18 protein-coding genes are annotated in these 21,138 nt (G+C 64.7%); 12 read left to right on the top strand and 6 right to left on the bottom strand.

Features of this window, described 5'->3' with window-relative positions; all coding sequences use genetic code 11:
• Nucleotides 1-59: 59 nt before the first annotated feature.
• The 5 genes from ACIPHN_RS06815 (at nucleotide 60) to ACIPHN_RS06795 (ending at nucleotide 4,162) form a co-directional block, all read left to right on the top strand.
• A complete protein-coding gene (locus tag ACIPHN_RS06815; protein WP_400434530.1) occupies nucleotides 60-779 on the top strand; it encodes a FadR/GntR family transcriptional regulator in 720 nt (239 codons plus the stop codon).
• 196 nt (nucleotides 780-975) lie between these two features.
• Entirely contained in the window at nucleotides 976-1,737 is a 762-nt protein-coding gene (locus ACIPHN_RS06810) for an SDR family NAD(P)-dependent oxidoreductase (RefSeq protein ID WP_400434528.1), read from the top strand.
• Nucleotides 1,738-1,855: 118 nt separating this feature from the next.
• Nucleotides 1,856-2,299, top strand: a complete 444-nt coding sequence (gene cynS / locus ACIPHN_RS06805) for a cyanase (protein WP_400434526.1) — start codon at nucleotides 1,856-1,858, stop codon at nucleotides 2,297-2,299.
• Nucleotides 2,300-2,387: 88 nt separating this feature from the next.
• Nucleotides 2,388-3,779: a TAXI family TRAP transporter solute-binding subunit gene (locus ACIPHN_RS06800; protein ID WP_400434524.1), complete on the top strand. Its 1,392-nt coding sequence runs from the start codon at nucleotides 2,388-2,390 to the stop codon at nucleotides 3,777-3,779.
• Nucleotides 3,780-3,931: 152 nt separating this feature from the next.
• The gene (locus ACIPHN_RS06795) at nucleotides 3,932-4,162 is read left to right on the top strand and encodes a hypothetical protein (RefSeq protein ID WP_400434522.1); all 231 of its coding nucleotides are present in this window, start codon (nucleotides 3,932-3,934) and stop codon (nucleotides 4,160-4,162) included.
• 58 nt (nucleotides 4,163-4,220) lie between these two features.
• Here ACIPHN_RS06795 and ACIPHN_RS06790 read toward each other — a convergent pair whose 3' ends face one another.
• Nucleotides 4,221-5,375: an ABC transporter ATP-binding protein gene (locus ACIPHN_RS06790; protein ID WP_400434520.1), complete on the bottom strand. Its 1,155-nt coding sequence runs from the start codon at nucleotides 5,373-5,375 to the stop codon at nucleotides 4,221-4,223.
• Between the two features lie 96 nt (nucleotides 5,376-5,471).
• Between ACIPHN_RS06790 and ACIPHN_RS06785 the strand changes: the two genes are divergently transcribed.
• Both ACIPHN_RS06785 and gorA read left to right on the top strand, forming a co-directional pair.
• Nucleotides 5,472-7,145 (top strand): ABC transporter permease, encoded by a 1,674-nt coding sequence (locus tag ACIPHN_RS06785; protein ID WP_400434518.1) that lies wholly within the window; start codon nucleotides 5,472-5,474, stop codon nucleotides 7,143-7,145.
• Nucleotides 7,146-7,205: 60 nt separating this feature from the next.
• Nucleotides 7,206-8,573, top strand: coding sequence for a glutathione-disulfide reductase (gorA, locus tag ACIPHN_RS06780; RefSeq protein WP_400434516.1), 1,368 nt, complete (start codon nucleotides 7,206-7,208; stop codon nucleotides 8,571-8,573).
• 86 nt (nucleotides 8,574-8,659) lie between these two features.
• Here the strand turns inward: gorA and ACIPHN_RS06775 are convergent, their stop codons facing one another.
• Nucleotides 8,660-9,988 carry a phospholipase A gene (locus tag ACIPHN_RS06775; protein WP_400434514.1) on the bottom strand — a complete coding sequence of 443 codons (1,329 nt, stop codon included), beginning with the start codon at nucleotides 9,986-9,988 and terminating at the stop codon, nucleotides 8,660-8,662.
• Nucleotides 9,989-10,319: 331 nt separating this feature from the next.
• On the opposite strand from ACIPHN_RS06775, the gene ACIPHN_RS06770 reads away from it, so the two are divergent.
• Entirely contained in the window at nucleotides 10,320-12,407 is a 2,088-nt protein-coding gene (locus tag ACIPHN_RS06770; RefSeq protein ID WP_400434512.1) for a putative bifunctional diguanylate cyclase/phosphodiesterase, read from the top strand.
• Between the two features lie 216 nt (nucleotides 12,408-12,623).
• On the opposite strand, the gene ACIPHN_RS06765 is transcribed toward ACIPHN_RS06770, so the two are convergent.
• The 3 genes from ACIPHN_RS06765 to wrbA form a co-directional block, all read right to left on the bottom strand.
• Nucleotides 12,624-14,030 carry an FAD-binding oxidoreductase gene (locus tag ACIPHN_RS06765; protein WP_400434675.1) on the bottom strand — a complete coding sequence of 469 codons (1,407 nt, stop codon included), beginning with the start codon at nucleotides 14,028-14,030 and terminating at the stop codon, nucleotides 12,624-12,626.
• A gap of 72 nt (nucleotides 14,031-14,102) precedes the next feature.
• Complete coding sequence (locus ACIPHN_RS06760) at nucleotides 14,103-14,495, bottom strand: DUF2069 domain-containing protein (protein WP_400434510.1); 393 nt, start codon at nucleotides 14,493-14,495, stop codon at nucleotides 14,103-14,105.
• Nucleotides 14,492-15,118 carry an NAD(P)H:quinone oxidoreductase gene (gene wrbA, locus ACIPHN_RS06755; protein WP_400434508.1) on the bottom strand — a complete coding sequence of 209 codons (627 nt, stop codon included), beginning with the start codon at nucleotides 15,116-15,118 and terminating at the stop codon, nucleotides 14,492-14,494. The genes ACIPHN_RS06760 and wrbA overlap by 4 nt, the downstream gene beginning before the upstream one ends.
• A 246-nt stretch (nucleotides 15,119-15,364) precedes the next feature.
• Here wrbA and ACIPHN_RS06750 point away from each other — a divergent pair, with 246 nt between their 5' ends.
• The gene (locus ACIPHN_RS06750; RefSeq protein ID WP_400434506.1) at nucleotides 15,365-16,741 is read left to right on the top strand and encodes a YihY family inner membrane protein; all 1,377 of its coding nucleotides are present in this window, start codon (nucleotides 15,365-15,367) and stop codon (nucleotides 16,739-16,741) included.
• A 22-nt stretch (nucleotides 16,742-16,763) separates the two neighbouring features.
• On the opposite strand, the gene ACIPHN_RS06745 is transcribed toward ACIPHN_RS06750, so the two are convergent.
• On the bottom strand, nucleotides 16,764-17,084 hold the full coding sequence (locus tag ACIPHN_RS06745; protein WP_400434504.1) for an Mpo1-like protein: 321 nt from the start codon (nucleotides 17,082-17,084) through the stop codon (nucleotides 16,764-16,766).
• 299 nt (nucleotides 17,085-17,383) lie between these two features.
• On the opposite strand from ACIPHN_RS06745, the gene ACIPHN_RS06740 reads away from it, so the two are divergent.
• From ACIPHN_RS06740 to aroC, 3 genes are all read left to right on the top strand, one after another.
• The gene (locus ACIPHN_RS06740) at nucleotides 17,384-17,845 is read left to right on the top strand and encodes a CBS domain-containing protein (protein ID WP_400434502.1); all 462 of its coding nucleotides are present in this window, start codon (nucleotides 17,384-17,386) and stop codon (nucleotides 17,843-17,845) included.
• Between the two features lie 168 nt (nucleotides 17,846-18,013).
• Nucleotides 18,014-19,903 (top strand): MFS transporter, encoded by a 1,890-nt coding sequence (locus ACIPHN_RS06735; RefSeq protein WP_400434500.1) that lies wholly within the window; start codon nucleotides 18,014-18,016, stop codon nucleotides 19,901-19,903.
• Nucleotides 19,904-19,996: 93 nt separating this feature from the next.
• Entirely contained in the window at nucleotides 19,997-21,085 is a 1,089-nt protein-coding gene (aroC, locus tag ACIPHN_RS06730; RefSeq protein WP_400434498.1) for a chorismate synthase, read from the top strand.
• The last annotated feature ends 53 nt before the right edge of the window (nucleotides 21,086-21,138 follow it).

The raw sequence follows: 21,138 nt of genomic DNA, 5'->3' as shown, positions 1-21,138 counted from the left end.
TCGCTTGCCTGGCTGGCAATGGCGCATCTCCTTGGCTTCTACGTATCCACCCCGACAGCATGTCTTTTGATCCCATCGTCCAGAAATCGATTTCCGAACAGGTCGCGCAGCGTTTGCTGACCATGATCCGCAGCGGCCTGTTGAAACCCGACCAGCAACTGCCGCCCGAGCGCGAGCTGGCGGCCATGCTGGGGGTGGGGCGTCCGGCCGTGCGTGAGGCCATTCGCGGGCTGGCGCTGCTGGGCCTGCTGCGCATCCGCCAGGGCGAGGGGACCTTCGTCAGTTCGCTGGAAACGCGCGAGCTGCTGGAGCCGCTGGAAATGATCATCGACCTCAACCCCGGCACGCTGGAGTCGCTCTTCGATGCGCGCCTCATCATCGAGACCGGGGTGGCGGCGCTGGCGGCCACCCATATGGATGATGCCGAGCTGGACCGCCTGGTGCGCAATGTGGAGGACGAGGCCCGTCTGCTGTCGGACCCGGCGGCCTTTGCCGCTGCCGACGTGGAATTCCATGAAGCCATCATCGAGGCTTGCAACAATCCCTTCCTGCAGAGCATCGCCGGCAGCCTCTACATGCTGGGCAAGAAGAGCCGCTCCATTACCTCGCGCATCCCGGCCACACTGGAACGCAGCCTGCAGGACCACCGCGAGATCCTCGATGCGCTCAAGGCGCGCGATCCGCACAAGGCCTCCGAGGCCATGCGCAGTCACTTGCTGCACGTGCGCGATGCCTATCGCAGCGCTGGCCGCAACCGCGACGAATCGGTTCACGACTGATCAGGCAGCAAGCGTCGCCGTTGCTGTCCGGGTCATCCCGGCGGCATTCCACAACGGCGGCGTGGCAGTACAGCCGCAGGCGATCTGGCGTGCGGCGCCCCATCCTCACAAGACGCGATACCGGTCGGGCGCGCAGGGCCGCCCCTAGCCAAGCCGGAGCATGAATGATCAACCCTTTCATCGACAGGAGAACAGCATGCTGGATCTGGCAGGAAAAGTCGTCTTCATCAGCGGTGCGAGCACCGGTATCGGCGCGGCCGCCGCGCGTGCCTTCGGCGCCCGGAGCGCCCACGTGGTGGTGCACTACAACAGCTCGGCCAAGGAGGCCGAACTGGTCGCGGCCGATGTGCGCATTACCGGCAGCAAGGCCATCACCATCGGCGCCGATGTGCGCGACAGCGCGGCCATCAACCGCGCCGTCGCCAGCGCGGTCGAACAGCTGGGGCGTATCGACGTGCTCATCAACAATGCCGGCAGCCTGGTCAAGCGCGCGCCGCTGGAACAGGTCAGCGATGAGCTCTTCGATGACATCATCAACATCAATGCCCGTTCGGTGGTGGCCTTCACCCGCGCGGTGATCCCGGTCATGCGGGGCCAGGGTGGCGGCAACATCATCAATGTGACGTCGGTGGCAGCACGCCATGGCGGCGGGCCGGGTGCGCTGATCTATGCGGCGTCCAAGGGCTTCGTCAGCACCATCACGCGCGGCATGGCCAAGGAATTGCTGGCCGACAAGATCCGCGTCAATGCGGTGGCGCCGGGCGTCATCATGACGCCCTTCCAGGAGCGCTTCACCACGCCGGAGCAGCTCGAAGCCTTCCGCAAGACCATCCCCATGGGACGCATCGGCGAGCCGGACGAATGCAGCGGCGCCTTCCTCTACCTGGCCTCCGAGCAGATGTCGGGTTACGTGACCGGGCAGATCATCGAGGTCAACGGCGGGCAGTACATGCCCTGATCCCCCGGTACTCTTGGCTCTGGCACAGCGCTTGCTCCATCTCCGGCGGGAGCAGGCGCAGGCACGTATGGCGCCCTCCCGATGATTATTCCCATCAACGGAGTCGAGGAGAGCACATATGGATCGCAACCAGGTCACCCAGAAGATCATCGCCGCCAAGGTCAGGCAACAGATGAGCTGGGCCGACATCGCCGAACGTATCGGCCAGAGCAAGGAGTGGACCACCGCAGCCATGCTGGGCCAGATGACCCTCACGGCCAGGCAGGCTGCACTCACCCAGGAGATGTTCGGGCTCACCGACGAGGAAACCCTGTGGCTGCAGATCGTCCCCTACAAGGGCTCGCTGCCCACGGCGGTGCCCACCGATCCGCTGATCTACCGCTGGTACGAGATCGTCAGCGTCTATGGCAGCACCATCAAGGAGCTGATCCACGAGGAATTCGGCGACGGCATCATGAGCGCCATCGATTTCAAGATGGATATCCAGCGCCAGGCCGATCCCAATGGCGACCGCGTCAATGTGGTGCTGTCGGGGAAATTCCTGCCCTACAAGACCTATTGAGCTTCTGGACCGATGGGCGGGGAGGGCAGAGCGCGCCGGACGGCAATGCATTTCGCGCCGTTTGCTGAAATGAGTTCTAGAATAGCGCATGCTCAAAGACAAGAAACTCTCCGCCTACAAGCCATCGGCCGTCAAGATCCGCGCCCGCTTCGTGGCTATTTCCTGGCGTGACCTGGCGCTGAGCCTGGGTCCCATCCTGTTGCTGATCCTGGTGGGGGCCTGGCTGGTGATCTGGCTGATCCGGCCGGCGCCGCCCTCTTCCATCACCATTGCCGCCGGGCCCAAGGACAGCAATTTCTGGCGTGTGGCCGAGCGCTATCGCACCATCCTGGCGCGTGACGGCATCAAGCTCAACATCGTCGAGACCGGCGGCTCGCTGGACAACCTCAAGCGCCTGGCCGATAGCGACCAGGACGTGGATGTCGGCTTCGTGCAGGGTGGCCTGGCCGGCTCGGTCAGTGCGGAGGCGCTGTCGTCGCTGGTGTCGCTGGGCAGTATTTCCTATGTGCCGGTGTCGGTCTACTACCGCACGCCGCCGCCGCGCGAGGATGGCAAGCCGGTGCCGCCCCTGCGCCAACTTTCGGAGCTGGCCGGCAAGCGCATCGCCATCGGTGGCGAGGGCAGTGGTTCCAGCGTGCTGGCGGCCACGCTCCTCAAAGCCAATGGCGTGGAAACCGGCGCCAGCACCCAGCTGCTCAATATCGGTGGCGATGAAGCCGCCCAGGCACTCACCAGCGGCAAGATCGATGCGGCTTTCCTGATGGGCGATTCGGTCTCGGTGGCGACCATGGGCAAGCTGCTGCGCGCCCCCGGCATCCGCCTGCTCGATTTCTCGCAGTCGGAGGCCTATGTGCGGCGCTTCCGTTATCTCAATACCCTGAAGATGCCCATGGGCGTGTTCGACCTGGCGCGCAACCTGCCCTCCCGCGATACCCAGCTCATTGCGCCCACGGCCGAGCTGGTGGCGCGGGATGACCTCCACCCGGCGCTCTCGGACCTGCTCATTGCCGCCGCCCGCGAGGTGCATGGCAAGGCCAATGTGATGCAGAAGGCTGGCGAGTTCCCGGCGCCGCTGGAGCACGAATATCCGATCAGTGATGACGCGGCCCGCTACTACAAGTCCGGCAAGACCTTCTTCTACCGTACCCTGCCATTCTGGATGGCCAGCCTGGTGGACCGTGCGGTGGTGATCGTACTGCCGGTGATCCTGCTGCTCATCCCCGGGATCCGCCTGGTGCCGATGCTCTATGGCTGGCGCATCCGCTCGCGCATCTACCGCTGGTATGGCGAACTGATCGCGCTGGAGCGCGGCCTGACCCGGGACTCTCCGGAGGACCAGCTGGAGATCCTGCGGCGTCTCGATGACATCGAAGCCGCCGTGAACCGCATGAAGATGCCGCTGGCCTTTGCCGACCAGTTCTATGTGTTGCGCGAGCACATCGGCTTCGTGCGCGCCCGCCTGGCGCAGGGTGTGGCCTGAATGCGACGCCGGAGCTGACGCGGGCGGACGGGTGGCGAGGGCTGTTGTATCCTCGCCATGGCAGTCAAATCACTGTATAAAAAATACTGTTTATTCATACAGTGTTTGTGCTAAAGTGAAGCCTCCTATCGACAAGAAGAGGAATCGCTGCCATGACACATTTTGATCTTGCTTCCGACGCTCGCTTCGCTGTTGCTTCTTCCAGCCCGTCTTCGCTGTCCATTCGCCTGGGCCGTCGCGAAATCTTCATCTGCCGCGACACCTATGTGCGCCGCTACCGGGTCAACCCGGTCATCGAGTGCAGCGCCGGCATCGAACCCGGCCATCTCGAAGTGCTGATGTTCCGCCGCTGGCTGCTGGTGCTCTCCAAGGCGCGTGCCTGATGCGGCGTGCCCTTGACTGGCTGGTGGTGGATGCGCTGGGGCGGGTGGCTGGCGTGGATCAGCAGGCCCTGGCTGGTGTCACCGGAGTTGTTGCCGCCGTCGCTGCCGTTACGGACGGTGCCGCCGCCAACGACAATTCCATGCTCGGAAACGTCACCAGATGCGTCGGCTCTAGCCTGATTCCTATCCATTCGCCTACCGCATGATCGTGCTGCGAGGGCAACAGCGACAGCAGCTGCTGGCCGTTCTCCAGTGCCAGGGTGTAGAGGAATTGTGCGCCCCGGAACGACTTGCGTACCACACGGGCACGCAAGGGCGAGGCGTCGTCGTGCGTCACGTCATCGGCCCGTAGCAGTACGTCGACCTCTGCCACACCGGCATCCCGTCCGCTCTGCGGCGACAGCCCGCGCAAGAGCCCGGCGGCGGTCCTGACCTCGATTTCCCCTTGCGATGCAGCGTCGGCGCTGGCTTGCACCTCCCCCTGCAGCAGCACGCCATGGCCGATGAAGTCCGCCGTGAAGTGGGTGGCGGGGCGATGGTAGAGGACGGTGGGGCTATCCCATTGTTCCAGCCGGCCTTGCCGCATCACGCCTACCACGTCGGCTACGGCGAAGGCTTCCATCTGGTCGTGGGTGACCATCAGCGCCGTGGTGCCGGTGCGCTTGAGGATGTCCCGTACATCGTGGGCCAGTCGTTCGCGCAATTCCACGTCCAGGCTGGAAAACGGTTCGTCCAGCAGCAACAGGCGCGGTTGCGGCGCCAGTGCGCGCGCCAGGGCGATGCGCTGCTGCTGGCCGCCCGACAGCTGGTGCGGATACTTGCGCGCGGCGTCCGGCAGGCCGACCAGGTCCAGCATGTCGGCCACGACCTGGTCGCGTTGCGCGCGTGCCAAGGCGCGCAGGCCGAAGCCGATGTTGGCCGCCACGTCCAGATGCGGGAACAGCGCAAAATCCTGGAACACCATGCCGATGCGACGTGCCTCGGCCGGCACTCTCGCCCCCCGGCCATCCAGCATTTGTCCATCCAGCCTGATCTGCCCCGATTGCGGCGACTCCAGCCCGGCCACGGCGCGCAGCAGGCTGGTCTTGCCGCTGCCGGAAGGGCCGATCAGCGCCCCAAGCTGGCCTGCCTGCAGGCCAAACGACACCCCGTCCACGGCGGGGACACTGGTACGGGGATAGCGGATGCTGACGTGCTCGACTTCCAGAAACATGGGCAGGCTCGATGAAATGGTTACAATTCGCATTCGCGCAGTGTAGCGCATGTGTTCGTATCCCCCTTCTTTTGGCTGCTTCTGCTGACTTCTTCTATGCACATCATTGGTTTGTTCGCTGTCCTGATTGCCTTGCCCCTGCTGGGTATCCTGGGCGCCTGGCTGGGCCTGGATGCGGCCGGCATCGCCAGCCTGCGCGAGCAGATGCACACCGTGCTGCCCGGTTACCTGGCCACCTCGGGCTGGCTGGCGCTGATGGTGACGCTGGGCGTGGTGGTGGTGGGTGGCGCCACGGCGGTGACGGTGAGCCTGTTCACGTTCCGCGGCAAGCGCTGGCTGTCCTGGGCCTTGCTGCTACCCATGGCGATGCCGGCCTATGTGTCGGCCTATGCCTATACCGATTTCCTGCAATACGCCGGCTGGGTGCAGGCTACGCTGCGCGGCTGGTTTCCCGGCCTGCGCTTCGATGTGCGGGGTTTGCCGGGCGCGGTCTGCATGTTCGTGCTCACGCTCTATCCCTATGCCTATCTGCTGGCCCGCAATGCCCTCAGCGAGCGCGGTACGCACCTGATGGAAGCGGCCCGCATGCTGGGTGAGCCGTTGTCCGGGCGTATCGTGCGGGTGGCCCTGCCGCTGGCGCGTCCGGCCCTGGCGGCGGGGGCGGCGCTGGCACTGATGGAGACGCTGGCCGACTATGGCGTGTCGGCCTACTTCGGGCTGACCACCTTCACCACCGGCATCTACAAGGCCTGGGTGGTGCTCGATGACCGGCTGGCGGCAGCCCAGTATGCCTCGGCATTATTGCTCTTCGTGGCGGTGTTGCTCTGGCTGGAGCGCCGCGAGCAGGGCCGCATGCGCTTTGCCGCCAGTCGCGGCGGGCGCAGCGATGACGGCGCGCAGGCGCGCCTGCCAGTGCTCTCGCGTGGCCAGACGCTGGTGGCCTGGCTGGTGTGTGGTTTGCCGGTCTTGCTGGGCTTCCTGTTGCCGGTGGCGATCCTGTTACAGCTGTGGTGGGGTGAACTGGGCCGCAGCGCGCCGAGCGGCTTCGAGGGCGTGCAAGCTGCCGCTTTCGACCTGGGCCGTTATGTTGGCTGGGTGTGGAACAGTTTCCGCTTCGGTGGCATGGCCGCATTGGCGGCCATCGCACTGGCGCTGGCCTTGTGCCTGGCCTTGCGCAGCGCCCGCCTGCCGCGTCTGCAGGGGGCGTTGCTGCGCCTGACCGCGCGCCTGGCCGGGATGGGCTATGCCATCCCCGGCTCGGTGATCGCGGTGGGCATCCTGTTGCCGGTGGCCTGGCTGCAATCGCTGTGGCCGGGGGCGGGCCTGGGTGTGCTGCTCACGGCCAGCTCGCTGGGCGTGATCTATGCGTATCTGGTACGCTTCACGGCGGTTGCGGTGCAGTCGGTGGAGTCCGGCTATACCCGCATTCCGGCCAGTCTCGATGAAGCCGCGTGCACCCTGGGCAGCAGGCCGGCAGCGATTGCCTGGCGCATCCACATGCCGCTGCTGTGGCGTTCGCTGGCGGTGGCGGCGTTGATGGTGTTCGTCGATGTGGTCAAGGAATTGCCGGCGACCCTGCTACTGCGCCCCTTCGATACCGACACGCTGGCCGTGATCGCACATAACCTGGCGCGCGATGAGCGGCTGGGCGAGGCGGCCTTGCCGGCGCTGTCCATCGTGCTGGTGGGCTTAGCGCCGGTGCTGCTGGTCATGCGGGCGCTGGATGGCAAGCGTGGCCGGGACTTGCAAAGTGGCGTCCCGCCCGCATAAAGACAGGATGCGGTAGTCCCCAACCTCCCCATAGTCACGCGCAATGCAAATGGAGAAACAATGAGCCAATACGATTACGATCTCTTCACCATCGGCGGTGGTTCCGGTGGCGTGCGCGCGGCGCGCTTCGCCGGACAGACGGGCGCCCGCGTAGGCCTGGCCGAGAAGGGCGACCTGGGCGGGACCTGCGTCAATGTGGGTTGCATTCCCAAGAAGCTGATGTCCTACAGCGCACATTTCCACGAGGACTTTGCCGATTCCGCCGGTTACGGCTGGACCCTCAATGGCAAGCCCAGCTTCGACTGGAGCACGCTGATCGCCAACAAGGACCGCGAGATCGCGCACCTGAACGACATCTACCAGCGCCTGCTCGATGGCGCCAATGTCAGCCTGCATCGCGGCTTTGCCACGGTGGAGGATGCCCATACCGTCAACGTCGACGGCCAGCGCTTCACCGCCCGCCACATCCTGGTGGCGACCGGCGGCCGGCCCGAGAAGCCTGATGTCCCCGGTCGCGAGCTGGGCATCACCTCCGACGATTTCTTCCACCTCAAGGCCTTGCCCAAGCGCGCCGTGGTGCTGGGCGGCGGGTATATCGCGGTGGAGCTGGCCTCCATCCTCAATGGCCTGGGCAGCGAGGTGACCCTGGTCTACCGGCGCGAGCGGCTGTTGCGCAACATGGATGCCGACCTCGGTGTGCATCTGGCTGACGAGATGGCCAAGCAGGGTATCCGGCTGGTCTTCAACGCCAGCATCGAGTCCATTGAAGCGGCACAGGCGTCGGAAGACAGCGTCAAGAGCGTGCGCCTGACCAATGGCGAGGTCTTGCCGGCCGAGTGCGTCCTCTTTGCCACCGGCCGTACCCCCAACACTACTGGTCTGGGACTGGAGCAGGCCGGTGTCGTGCTGGAAAAGAACGGCGCGGTCCAGGTCAATGGCGATTTCGAGAGCAGCGTGCCGTCCATCCTGGCCGTGGGCGACGTGATCGACCGCGTGGCACTGACGCCGGTGGCGCTGGCCGAGGCGATGGTGGTGGTGGCGCGCCTGTTCGGACGGGGCGAGCGCAGCATGTCCTATGCCAATATCCCCACGGCCGTGTTCAGCCATCCCAATATCGGCACAGTGGGCTTGAGCGAGGAAGAGGCGCGCAAGGAAGTGGGCGAGGTCAAGATCTTCAAGACCGATTTCAAGCCGCTCAAGAACACGCTCTCGCGCAATACCGGTCGCACCTTCATGAAGCTGGTGGTCGATGGCAGGACCGATCGCGTGCTGGGTGTACACATGGTCGGCAGCGATGCCGGCGAGGTGATCCAGGGCTTTGCCGTGGCGTTGCAGTGTGGCGCGACCAAGGCTCAGTTCGATGCCACCATCGGCATCCATCCGACCTCGGCCGAGGAGTTCGTGACGCTGCGCACGCCGGTGGCCTGATGCGGGCGCGTTAGTGCGGTAGTGCACGATGCAAAACGGGGATGCCAGGCATCCCCGTTTTTGTTTGGCAGGGCGAGTGCGCGGGATCACCGCCACAAGGCGTAGCCGATGCGCAATTGCGCCGGGTCCTTCTGGTTGTAGGTCAGCAGGCTTTCACCGTAGCCGTAGAAGTAGCTCATCATCAGGTAGCCGGCGGTGCCGGGCAGCAGGCGCGACAGCGGATAGGAGAGCCGGGTCTCGACGCTCCCCTTGCCACCCAGCTTGCCCTTGCGCAGCAAGGCCGCCACTTCCGCGCCGTCAGGCTTGCCATAGGCCAGTTTCAGATCCAGGTGGCCGCGATAGTCGGCGATATCCGGATTGTCGCTGGTGGGGCCGAGATAGGTGTAGAGCTTGGGCGCGACCGTCAGGTGATAGTCGTTGAGGTTGCCGACGTTCATCGTGGGCTGGATGAAATAGGTATTGATGCTGCGCGACTGCGGACCATCGCGGCCATTCGATTCATGCTCCAGGCCGGTGGCGATGCCTATCCTGCTGAACAGGCGATTTTGCACACCCAGGTCGGGCAGGTAGTAGTAGAGGCTGGGGCGATAGCTGGTATCGCGGAAGGGCGCCGACGGCGCCGACAGGTCCCACAGCGAGAACTGGGTGTAGCCGAAGTAGAGATTGTCCAGCACGCTACGCGAGCGCGGGTCTTCCGGCACGAACAGGCGGAACTTGAAACTGAGCTGGAAGCGCGCATTGGTCTGGCCGCCGCCATTGCCCACCGTGAAATACATGGGTTCGTTGAAGGACAGGCGACGATTGTTGGACAGGATATCCTCCGCCGCCGGCGCACTCTCCAGCGGCGAGGCATCGGTGCCGGGCGTGAGCACCGTGGCCGAGGGGGCTACCGGAGCCACCTGGCTGGATGAATCGGCCAGGGGCGTATCGATCAGCCCGGAGGGGGCGGGCAACGGGCCCAGGGATGGATCGGGGCGCACCACCGCCACCAGGACCGGGGAGGCATCGATGCCGATGGGTTCGATACGCACCGTGCCGCGCAGGCGCTCAGGCAAGTTGCCGCGATAGCGAATCTTGCGGAACTGTCCCGGTTCGAGGGTGAGCTGGTCGTCGCCATCCACCCGCTGCAAGGCCAGTTGCCGGGGCGGGATCATGTCGGCCGAGACGGCCACCAGCAGGTTGCGCGGCAACCCATAGGTATGGGATGGCCCCTCGTCCTGGCTGACCAGCAGGGTCAATTCCAGCGGTTTGCTGGCATCCACGCGCTTGGGTGGCTGCAGCAGGGAAATGCCGGCGTGGGCCGGCATGCAGGCCAGCAGCAACAGGCCGATGGCGCACAGTGCAAACAGGCGCGGCAGGTGGGGAGTGAACAAAAATTCGCGCTGGCAAGGGTGGTGTTGGAGTAAGCTGGGCATGGCATCCTGGTCCGTGATTGTTGTTCGTTCTTGCACATGGCGGCGCATGCCGCGCCAGAGTCCCGATCCGGGTGAGGACTTGGTCCTGTGCTTGCACCAACAGATCGGTCCGGGCCGATAAAGTTGCCGTCCTCGCAGGCGAAACCATGGACGCAACAGATGGCATGTCTGTCTGATAACAGGTATTTCCTGATTGTGGCAGAATGTGGCGCCCCATAAGCTCGGTTTGTAGTCCGATTCCATGCCGGGTATGGCAAGCGGGTTCGGCCGGGGCCGATCCGCTGGCTCACATTTTGAATAACCGAGGTCTTCCTACGCATCTGCGAATGTCATGTTAAGTGCAACCTACGACACTGCCCTGGTCGTCGTCTCGCTGCTGGTCGCCATCCTCGCCTCCTACACGGCGCTGGACATGGCCGAGCGCATCAACACCACCAGCAGCCAGCATTCGACTGCCGCCCGCCTGTGGCTGGCAGGGGGCGCCGTGGCCATGGGCGTGGGGATCTGGGCCATGCACTTCATCGGCATGCTGGCGTTCCGGCTGCCCATCGCACTGGGTTATGACGCCTGGATCACCGGCCTGTCGCTGATCATCGCCGTGGCCGTGTCGGGCTATGCGCTGTGGATCGTCAGCCAGCCCGACCTGCCCCTGCGGCGCCTGCTGGGCAGCGCCGTGCTCATGGGGATCGGCATCGCCGGGATGCACTATACCGGCATGGCGGCCATGCGCATGCGACCGGGGATCGATTACGATCCGCTGCTGTTCCTGGCGTCGGTGGCCATCGCCATCGCGGCCTCGGCGGCGGCCCTGTGGATCGCGTTCAGCCTGCGCAAGAACACCCCCCACGTCAAGGCCGCCCGCGCCGGTGCCTCGGTGGTGATGGGCGTGGCCATCGTCGGCATGCACTACACCGGCATGGCCGCCGCCAATTTCCGCGAGGGGGCCATCTGCATGGCCGCCAACGAGGGTGTCGGGCCGGGTTGGCTGGCGGTGCTGATCATCGTGGTGACGCTGGCGGTGCTGACCATCGCCTTGCTGACCTCGGTGCTGGATGCCCGCCTGGAGTCGCGCACGGCCAAGCTGGCCCGTTCGCTGGCCGAAGCCAACGAGGAACTGACGCAGATGGTGCTGCATGACCAGCTCACCAAGCTGCCCAACCGCACCCTGCTGGAAGACCGCCTGAGCCAGGCCATCAACAAGGCCGCGCGCAGCAGCGGACATTTCGCCCTGATGTTCATGGACCTGGATGGCTTCAAGGCCATCAACGATACCCTGGGCCACCATATCGGCGATCGCCTGTTGATGGAGGTCGGACGTCGCCTCAGCAACGCCATGCGGGCCCACGATACCGTGGCGCGCCTGGGCGGCGACGAGTTCGTCATCCTGGTGGAGCTGTGCAAGGCGGAGGACGCCATGGCCGTGGCCGAGAAGGTGGTGGAGGTGGTCAATCTGCCCTTCATGGTCGATGATCATGAGTTGCGCGTCTCGGCCAGCGTGGGCATCGCCATCTATCCGGAAGACGGCAGCACCCGCCACGACCTGGTGATCAATGCCGATGCGGCGATGTATCACACCAAGCGCAGCGGTCGCAATGGCTACAACTTCTTCGAACCCTCCATGAACGCCAACGCCCACAACCAGCTGCAATGGTTGCAGGACTTGCGCGTGGCACTGGAGCGCGGGCAGTTCCGCCTGGTCTACCAGCCCAAGTTCAGCCTGCCGGATGGTCCGGTGCTGGGCGCCGAAGCGCTGCTGCGCTGGCAGCATCCGGTGCGCGGCGTGGTCGGCCCGGACGAATTCATCGGTCTGGCCGAGCGCTCCGGCCTGATCATTCCAATCGGCGCCTGGGTGCTGGACGAGGCCTGTCGCCAGATGCGCGAATGGCTCAATCTGGGACATACCGACTGGAAGATGTCGGTGAACCTGTCGGCACTGCAATTCGCCGATCCGCATCTGCTGAACACGATACGTTCGACACTGGAGCGTCACCAGCTGCCGCCGCAATGCCTGACCCTGGAAGTGACCGAGTCGACCGCCATGCACGATACCCACGCCAGCCTGCAGACCCTGCAGCAGATTGCCGACATGGGGGTGGAGATTTCCATCGACGACTTCGGTACCGGCTACTCCAGCCTGCTCTACCTCAAGCGCCTGCCCGCCAACGAGCTCAAGATCGACCGCGGTTTCGTGCGCGACCTTACCGATGGCTCGGAAGATGCCGCCATCGTCTCGGCCATCGTGGCCCTGGGGCGTACCCTCAACCTGCGCATCGTGGCCGAGGGCGTGGAAACCGAGAAGCAGCAGCACTTCCTGACCTCGGTGGGTTGCGACGCCCTGCAGGGCTTCCTGCTGGGCCGGCCGATGACGCCGGAGCTGTTCCTGCAGGCCGTGCGCGCGCAGCACAAGAGCGCCGCCTGAATCTCATCGCGGCGGGCCTGGCCAGGGGTATCCCTCAAATTGGCACTGCCAAGGCCGCTTATTCACCGGATCGCCCCCTCGCACTTGGTGCAAAGATGAAGTCATAGGCTATCGGCCCCGCAAGGGACGATAGCGCCAGACTCCTGAGGGGGAGGTTGGGACGGATGGCCGGTATGGCATCCGTCCCTTTTTGTTGTCGTCGGTCAGGCCGGCGGCTCAGAGCACCTTGCCCGGATTCATCAATTGTTGCGGATCCAGCGCCAGCTTGATGGCGCGCATCATCTGCAATTCCACCGGGGACTTGTAGCGCGTGATTTCCTCGCGTTTCAGGGCTCCCAGGCCATGCTCGGCCGAGATCGAGCCGCCGAAGCGGTCCACGCTGTCATGCACCACCAGGTTGATGGCCGCCTGCTGGCCGATGAAGTCGGTATCGGCCACGCCCTCCGGCGGCGACACGTTGTAGTGCAGGTTGCCATCGCCCAGGTGGCCGAAGGTGACCATGCGGCAGCCCGGCGAGGCCGCTTGCAGCAGGGCATCGGTGGCGCTGATGAAGTCGGCGATGCGCGAGATCGGCACCGAGATATCGTGCTTGATGTTCTTGCCTTCGTGCGCCTGCGCCATGGAAATGTTCTCGCGCAATTCCCACAGGGCACGCGACTGCGCCAGCGACGCGGCGATGACGGCATCGTTGACCAGCGATTGTTCCAGTGCCGCGCCGATCAGGCTTTCGAAGAGGGCGCGGGCGTGGTCTTCCGATTCGCTGTCCGACAGCTCCAGCAGGACGTATTGCGGATGGTGCTGGGCAAACGGCAGGCGCTGGTCGGGGAAGTGCTTGCAGACCAGCCGCAGGCAGATATCGGACATCAGCTCGAAACCGGTCAGGGCCGGCCCGCATTGTTGCTGGGCCTGTTGCAGCAGCTGCAGCGCCTGCGCCGGGGTATCCAGTGCCACCAGCGCGGTGACCTGTGCGCGCGGCTGCGGGAAGAGCTTGAGCACGGCGGCCGTGATCACGCCCAGGGTGCCTTCGGCGCCGATGAACAGGTCACGCAGGTCGTAACCGGTATTGTCCTTGCGCAAGCCCTTGAGACTGCTCATGACATCGCCCTGGGCGGTGACCACTTCCAGGCCCAGGCAAAGCTCGCGGGTATTGCCGTAGCGCAGCACGCCGGTGCCGCCGGCATTGGTGGAGAGGTTGCCGCCGATGGTGCAACTGCCCTCGGCCGCCAGTGACAGCGGGAACAGCCGGTCGGCGCTGGCGGCCTGTTCCTGGATGTGTTGCAGGATGCAGCCGGCTTCCACTGTCATGGTGTTGTTGACCGTATCGACGGCGCGGATGCGATTCAACCGGCGCAGTGACAGCACGGCGGCATTGCCCTGCTGGTCGGGCACGCTGCCCAGCACCAGGCCGGTATTGCCGCCCTGTGGCACCAGAGGTACCTGGTATTGCGCGCACAGCGCCACCACGGCGGCCACCTCGGCGGTATCGGCCGGGCGCAGCACGGCCACGGCGCGGCCGGTATAGCGGCCGCGCTGGTCGGTCAGGTAGCCGGCGGTGTCAGCGGTGTCGGTGAGGACATGGGCGGCGCCGATGGCGGCGCGGCAGGCTTGCAGGAATTCGGTCATGGGCATGAGGGAGGAGGCAGGCAATGCCACGCGCCCAGGCGGGCGCATGGCGCGAAACCGGGAGCGGAGCGCTTACTGGGACGCCTTCTGGATCGCCTGGCGGGCGATTTCCTTGGCGGCCTTCTTGAACGGGTGCAGGTAGAGCAGGGCGCACAGGAAGTACACGCAGGTCAGCGCCACTTCGCCCCAGGCCAGCAGCACCGACGTATGGACGGCGTCGCTGGTGGCGCGTACCAGGCCCTCGGCCAGGTAGACCAGGATCAGCATGGACGACCACTGCAGCGTGTAGACATCGCGTTTCAGTACGCCGCGCAAGGGCAGCAGCAGCGGCAGCACCTTCAGTACCATCCACGAACCACCCGGGCGCAAGGGCGCCAGCGCCAGTTCCCACGCCAGGCAAAGCAGGATCAGGGCGATCAGGCTGGAACAGGCTCCCAGGTGGAAATAGCGCGCACTGCTGTTCATGATGGTCTCCGTAGTTTGATGGCGGTCTCTGCCAGCCTTTTGCCCAGCGCGATGGCCAGGGTCCGCGAGTCGTCCGACAGCGGCTGGTTGCCGTTGACGCCCGCCCAGTGGCTGGCGCCGTAGGGCGTGCCGCCGCTGTGGGTATTCATCAGTTCGGGATGCGAATAGGGCAGGCCCAAGAGCAGCATGCCGTGGTGCAGCAATGGGATCATCATGGTCAGCAGCGTGGACTCCTGGCCGCCGTGCAGGCTGCCGGTGGAGGTGAACACGCAGGCCGGCTTGCCCGTCAATGCACCGGAGAGCCACTGCGGCGCGGTGCCATCCCAGAAGTATTTCATGGCCGCGGCCATGTTGCCGAAACGGGTGGGCGAGCCCAGCGCCAGGCCGTCGCATTCCTGCAGGTCGGCGGCTTCCACGTAGGGGGCGCCGGAGGCCGGCACGTCCGGCTCTACCGCTTCGGTCACGGTCGACACCGCTGGCACCGTGCGCAGGCGTGCGTCGCAGCCGGGCACGCTTTCCACGCCCTGGGCGATCAGCTCGGCCAGCTTGCGGGTGGCGCCATGGCGCGAGTAATACAGCACCAGGATGGTGGCGTTGGGGGAGGCGGGAGAAGTGGTCGTCATACTGGCATTATATTTCCGTTTTTTTCCTCGGCGACATGAGGAAAAAGAGCCAGGCAATGGTCTTTTCCTTCGCAATGTATTGAAAGAATCCGAAACTTACGGATTCACACGCGGATTTGCGGCTTTTTGTCGCCAGCTTGGGCGATAATCGGGAAAGTTGTCGCTCGCGGATAAATGCCGGGGCGGCTGGAACCTTGGCCGGCCGGGAGCAGTCTTCCTGCGCTGTGTGCAATCGAAGTCGAAGCGATGTCCCCTTTGCGTTTTTCCTTTTCCCGTATGCGTGGCCTGACCCGTGAACAGTGTAGCGATCTCCTGCGCTTCGCCGGCCGGCGTCTGCGCGAGGACCGCCTGCCGCAAGTGGCCGGCAGCCTGACCTTCACCACCATCCTTTCGCTGGTGCCGATGCTGACCATCGCGCTGGCGCTGTTTACGGCCTTTCCGCTGTTCTCGACCTTCCGTGCCTCGCTGGAAGCCTATTTCGTCGAGAACCTCATGCCCAAGGGCGTGGCCAACACCATCCTGGGCTACCTGAACCAGTTCGCCGCCAAGTCGGCGCGCATCTCGGCCGTGGGCGGGGTGTTGCTGATCCTGACCTCGGTGCTGACCATGTCCACCATCGAGAGCGTGTTCAACCAGATCTGGCGCGTCAAGAAGTCCCGTCCGCTGGTGCAGCGGGTGCTGGTGTACTGGGCCATCATCACCCTGGGGCCGCTGCTGATCGGGGTGTCCATCAGCGTGACTTCCTATCTGTCCACCGCCACCGGCGGGGCGGTCAGGAGCCTGCCCTGGCTGGGCGAGAGCTTCTACACCCTGGTCTCGCTGATGTTCTCGACCCTGGCCTACACGCTGCTCTACAGCACCGTGCCCAACCAGACCGTGGACTGGCGTGACGCGCTGGCCGGCGGGGTGCTGGCCGGCATCGGGCTGGAAATCGCCAAGCGCCTCTTTGCCGTCTACATCCTCAAGTTCCCCACCTACACCATGGTCTATGGCACGGTGGCGGTGCTGCCGATCTTCCTGGTGTGGATCTACATGATGTGGATGATCACCCTGTTCGGCGCGCTGCTGGCGGCGGCCTTGCCGGTGGTGCGCTACGAGCGCTGGTGGCACGTGGCCTCGCCCGGGGCCGAATTCATCGATGCCGTGAAGGTGCTCAAGTGCCTGCACGCTGCCCGTGCCGGCGACGAATCGGCCGTGGTCAGCATGGAAGAGATGCGGCGCGCCACCAAGCTGGGGCTGGGCGAGCTGCAGCAACTGCTGGCCCGCATGGGCGAGACCGGCTGGGTGGCTTCGGTCAAGCCCGACACGTCGCGTCGCGCCGGCTGGAACCGCCGCATTACCGATGACATGGACCGCTGGACGCTGGTGGCCAACCCCGCCACGATCCGGCTGGCGCAGCTCTATCGCTTGTTCGTCTTCGATCCGGCGGTGCTGGCCCAGGCCGGCGAGGAGGATGTGCTGGTCACGCGCGTGGACGAGGCGGTCAATACGATGCTGGCGCAGTCGCTGGAAGACTATTGCCGCGTACGCGAACCGGTCCGCCAGGAAGCCGAGGCAGCGCTGGCTGACCTGCCCTACGGCGCGGTGCCGCTGGAGCAGCGCCGCCGCATGTGGGAGCGCTGAGCGGCCGCAGGCGAGCCTGTCCCTAGAAGGAGACCTGTCCGGTCAGCATCTGCCAGTACATCACCCAGTCCCCCATGAAGGAGTAGAGCGGGTGGCGGAAGGTGGCTGGCTGGTTCCTTTCCACCATGAAATGTCCGACCCAGGCGAAGCCGTAGCCGCAGAACACGGCCACCGCAATCCACCACCACTGGTGGGTGACCAGCAGCAGCAACAGGCTCAGCAGAGCCAGCGTGGATCCCAGGAAATGCAGCTGCCGGTTGGCCCGATGCGAATGTTCGCTCAGGTAGGCTGGGTAGAAATCGCTGAAGCTGGCGTAGCGGCGATGGGGCAGGGTAGCGGACATGGCGGTGCCTCCGGGAAGTCCTGATCCTTTCAGCTTAGTCAGCGCTGCGGCCAACTTCAATGTTCATCTCGTCATATCGTGAAGTGATGGAATATGAAGGTGTGCGATGATCGCCGGAAATAGTGCAAAGCAGCGTGTTTGGCGGTTGCCGAAACCGCATGCTTGCCCGTACCATGTGCTTGCAGGCCGGCGTCAGCAAGCTCATCGTTAATCGGCTATGCTGTTGCCCCCGTGAATTGGATTTTCCCGGCATCATCGCCTACAGTCAAAACAGCTTCATACAAATTTAGGATGACATCATGAAAGTCTCTGAAATCCTCAAGGTCAAAGGCAACATTCTTTTCACCGTCACGCCGGAAACCCCGATTCAGGAGGCGGTGACTGCGATGGCCGAGAAAGACATCGGTTCGCTGGTGGTCATGGAATATGGCGACCTGGTCGGCATGCTGACCTTCCGCGAAGTGCTGCTGACGCTGCACAAGAACGGCGGCGCGCTGGGCGGCTCGACGGTGCGCAAGCACATGAACGACGCGCCCATCACCGTGACGCCCGATACCGATCTCAACGAAGTGCGTCGCATCATGCTGGAAAAGCACGCACGCTACGTGCCGGTGATGGAAGCGCGCACCGTGCTGGGCGTGATGTCCTTCTACGACGTGGCCAAGGCGGTGCTGGATGCGCAGGGCTTCGAGAACAAGATGCTCAAGGCCTACATCCGCGACTGGCCGGCCGAGGTGGAAGAGCGCGAAGGCAACAGCTGAATCCGCACGATGTGATCCGGGTACTGTTCCGCCATGGCAGGCGGTACCCGGCCAGCTTCCCAGAGAACCGTTCCCGCCGGAACGGTTTTTTGTTGCCCGTCGACCCTATTGTTGCCCGGCGCCAAATTGCGTACCCTGCGGCTTACCTTCCATTGACCTGATTTGCCCATGCAAAAGAACAGCCAGTTCACGCTCTTCTCCCAACGGCGTTTCGCTCCCTTCTTCTGGACCCAGTTCCTGGGGGCGCTCAACGACAACGTCTTCAAGACGGCCCTGCTGACCATTCTCACCTATGACGCGCTGTCCTGGACCAGCATGGAAACGGGGCTGCTCAACAACCTCATCCCTGGTCTGTTCATCCTGCCTTTCTTCCTGTTCTCGGCGACCTCGGGCCAGTTGGCCGACAAGCTGGAAAAGGGCCGCGTGGCGCGCTTCGTCAAGTTGCTGGAAATCGCCATCATGGGCATCGCCGCCTATGGCTGGATGACCCATCACCTGTGGCTGCTGGTGGCGGCGGTGATCGGCATGGGCATCCATTCGACGCTGTTCGGCCCGGTCAAGTATGCCTATCTGCCGCAGCAGCTGCGCCGCGACGAGCTCATCGGCGGCAATGGCCTGATCGAGATGGGGACCTTCGTGGGCATCCTGCTGGGCGAGATCCTGGGCGCGGTGCTGGTGGTACACAAGCCCTGGGGCCTGCAGCTGGTGGCCGGCGTGACGCTGGGCATCGCCGTGCTGGGCTGGCTGGCCAGCCTGGCCATTCCGCATTCGCCGGCCCCGGCGCCGGAACTCAAGGTCAACTGGAACCCCTTCACCGAGACCGTGCGCAACCTCGGTTTCTCGCGTCGCAACCGGCCGGTGTTCCTGTCGCTGCTGGGCAATTCCTGGTTCTGGTTCTATGGCGCCATCATGCTGGCGCAGTTCCCTGTCTATGCGAAGAACTACCTGCATGGCGACCACAGCGTCTTCGTGCTGCTGCTGGCGGTGTTCTCGGTCGGCATCGGCGTCGGCTCGCTGCTGTGCGAGCGGCTTTCCGGCCACAAGGTGGAAATCGGCCTGGTGCCCTTCGGCTCCATCGGCCTGTCGGTCTTCGGGCTGGAGCTGTACTTCGCCAGCCAGGCCTACGTGACGCCGGGGACGATGCAGGATATCGCCGGCTTCCTCGGCCAGGGCGGCAGCTGGCGCATCCTGGCCGATTGCCTGGGCATCGGCCTGTTCGGCGGCCTCTACATCGTGCCGCTGTTCGCGCTCATCCAGACCCGTTGCGACCCGGCCCACGTGTCGCGCACCATCGCCGGCATGAACATCATGAATGCGCTGTTCATGGTGGTCTCGGCGCTGGTGGCCATGGTGTTGCTCAAGGCCGGCCTGACGATCCCGCAGATCTTCCTGGCCACGGCCATCATGAATGGCGTGGTGGCGGTGTACATCTTCTCGCTGGTGCCGGAATTCCTGATCCGCTTCCTGGCCTGGTTGCTGATCCATACCTTCTACCGGGTCCGCATCGTCAATGGCCAGGCCATCCGCGACCAGGGCGCGGGCGTGCTGGTGTGCAACCACGTCAGTTACGTGGATGCGATCGCCATCATGGCGGCCAGCCCGCGTCCGGTGCGTTTCGTGATGGATCACCAGATCTTCAGGATCCCGCTGCTGTCCTGGGTCTTCCGCAATGCCCGCGCCATTCCCATCGCGCCGGTCAAGGAGGATCCGTGGCTGACCGAGAAAGCCTTCATCGATATCGCCCAGGCGCTGCACGAGGGCGAGCTGGTGTGCATCTTCCCCGAGGGCAAGCTCACGCGTGACGGCGAACTCAATCCCTTCAAGGGCGGCGTGCAGAAGATCATCGAGCGCAGCCCGGTGCCGGTGTTGCCGCTGGCATTGCGCGGCCTGTGGGGCAGCCTGTTCTCGCGCGACCCCAGCAATCCGGTGGCGCGCACCTTCAGGCGTGGCCTGTTCTCGCGGCTGGAACTGGTGGTGGGCGAGCCCATCGCGCCCGCCGATGTCAGCCCCGAACTCCTGCAGGAAAAAGTGCGCGCGCTGCGCGGCGACTGGAAGTAGGGCGGAGCAAGACGCCGGACGCCGCCGACGGCTCGTCGGCGGCGTCCGAGACTGGTAAAATCGCATTTTCCCGTCTTTCTCGCGAATTCCATCATGTCCGGCAATACCTTCGGCACGCTCTTCACCGTCACCACCTTCGGCGAATCCCACGGCCCGGCCATCGGCTGCGTGATCGATGGCTGCCCTCCGGGCATGACCCTGTCGGAGGCCGATATCCAGCCTGAACTGGATCGCCGCCGCCCCGGCACCTCGCGTCATGTGACCCAGCGCCAGGAACCCGATACCGTCGAGATCCTCTCCGGCGTCTATGAGGGCAAGACCACCGGCACCCCGATTGCACTGCTGATCCGCAACCAGGACCAGCGCAGCAAGGACTACGGCAATATCCTCGACACCTTCCGTCCCGGCCACGCCGACTACACCTACTGGCACAAGTACGGCATCCGCGATCCGCGCGGCGGCGGCCGTTCCTCGGCACGCCTGACGGCCCCGGTAGTGGGTGCGGCAGCCATCGCCAAGAAGTGGCTGTTCGAGAAGTACGGCACCACCTTCAAGGGTTGCATGAGCCAGCTGGGCGAGATCGCGATTCCCTTCGAATCCTGGGAGCATGTGCCCAACAATCCCTTCTTCGCCGCCAACGCCGGCATCATCGAGCGCCTGGAAGACTACATGGACGCCCTGCGCAAGGATGGCGACTCCATCGGCGCACGCATCGACGTGGTGGCGCAGAACGTGCCGGTCGGCCTGGGCGAACCGCTCTACGACAAGCTCGATGCCGAGATCGCCTATGCACTGATGGGCATCAACGCCGTCAAGGGCGTGGAGATCGGTGCCGGTTTCCGCTCGGTGGCCCAGAAGGGAAGCGAGCATGGCGATGCACTGACCCCGGAAGGCTTCGTGGGCAACAATGCCGGCGGCGTCCTGGGCGGCATCTCGACCGGCCAGGACATCACGGCTTCGATCGCCATCAAGCCCACCTCCAGCATCCGCACGCCGCGCCCGTCCATCGACAAGAACGGCCAACCGATCGCGGTGGAAACCTTCGGCCGGCACGATCCCTGCGTGGGCATCCGTGCCACGCCGATTGCCGAAGCCATGCTGGCGCTGGTGCTGATGGACCATGCCCTGCGCCATCGTGCCCAGTGCGGCGACGTCAAGGTCGATACCCCGCAGCTGCGCTGAACGGCTGGCGGCGGGATCCCGGAAACCAACCGGCCATCGCGCAAGCGATCGCC

This window comes from Herbaspirillum sp. NPDC087042, from assembly GCF_044745245.1.
In the GTDB taxonomy this organism is placed as follows: Bacteria; Pseudomonadota; Gammaproteobacteria; order Burkholderiales; family Burkholderiaceae_D; genus Herbaspirillum.
The sequence above is the reverse complement of the archived record's forward strand: the minus strand, read 5'-3'. Positions and strand labels throughout refer to the sequence as shown.

Bases quoted from the DNA above. Each gene is read 5' to 3' on its own strand.
- ACIPHN_RS06740 (WP_400434502.1), top strand. From the start codon at position 17,384: ATGAAAGTCTCTGAAATCCTCAAGGTCAAAGGCAACATTCTTTTCACC.
- gorA (WP_400434516.1), top strand. From the start codon at position 7,206: ATGAGCCAATACGATTACGATCTCTTCACCATCGGCGGTGGTTCCGGT.
- wrbA (WP_400434508.1), bottom strand. From the start codon at position 15,118: ATGACGACCACTTCTCCCGCCTCCCCCAACGCCACCATCCTGGTGCTG.
- cynS (WP_400434526.1), top strand. From the start codon at position 1,856: ATGGATCGCAACCAGGTCACCCAGAAGATCATCGCCGCCAAGGTCAGG.
- ACIPHN_RS06810 (WP_400434528.1), top strand. From the start codon at position 976: ATGCTGGATCTGGCAGGAAAAGTCGTCTTCATCAGCGGTGCGAGCACC.
- ACIPHN_RS06795 (WP_400434522.1), top strand. From the start codon at position 3,932: ATGACACATTTTGATCTTGCTTCCGACGCTCGCTTCGCTGTTGCTTCT.
- ACIPHN_RS06775 (WP_400434514.1), bottom strand. From the start codon at position 9,988: ATGCCCAGCTTACTCCAACACCACCCTTGCCAGCGCGAATTTTTGTTC.
- ACIPHN_RS06745 (WP_400434504.1), bottom strand. From the start codon at position 17,084: ATGTCCGCTACCCTGCCCCATCGCCGCTACGCCAGCTTCAGCGATTTC.
- aroC (WP_400434498.1), top strand. From the start codon at position 19,997: ATGTCCGGCAATACCTTCGGCACGCTCTTCACCGTCACCACCTTCGGC.
- ACIPHN_RS06790 (WP_400434520.1), bottom strand. From the start codon at position 5,375: ATGTTTCTGGAAGTCGAGCACGTCAGCATCCGCTATCCCCGTACCAGT.
- ACIPHN_RS06815 (WP_400434530.1), top strand. From the start codon at position 60: ATGTCTTTTGATCCCATCGTCCAGAAATCGATTTCCGAACAGGTCGCG.
- ACIPHN_RS06750 (WP_400434506.1), top strand. From the start codon at position 15,365: ATGTCCCCTTTGCGTTTTTCCTTTTCCCGTATGCGTGGCCTGACCCGT.
- ACIPHN_RS06765 (WP_400434675.1), bottom strand. From the start codon at position 14,030: ATGACCGAATTCCTGCAAGCCTGCCGCGCCGCCATCGGCGCCGCCCAT.
- ACIPHN_RS06785 (WP_400434518.1), top strand. From the start codon at position 5,472: ATGCACATCATTGGTTTGTTCGCTGTCCTGATTGCCTTGCCCCTGCTG.
- ACIPHN_RS06735 (WP_400434500.1), top strand. From the start codon at position 18,014: ATGCAAAAGAACAGCCAGTTCACGCTCTTCTCCCAACGGCGTTTCGCT.
- ACIPHN_RS06770 (WP_400434512.1), top strand. From the start codon at position 10,320: ATGTTAAGTGCAACCTACGACACTGCCCTGGTCGTCGTCTCGCTGCTG.
- ACIPHN_RS06800 (WP_400434524.1), top strand. From the start codon at position 2,388: ATGCTCAAAGACAAGAAACTCTCCGCCTACAAGCCATCGGCCGTCAAG.
- ACIPHN_RS06760 (WP_400434510.1), bottom strand. From the start codon at position 14,495: ATGAACAGCAGTGCGCGCTATTTCCACCTGGGAGCCTGTTCCAGCCTG.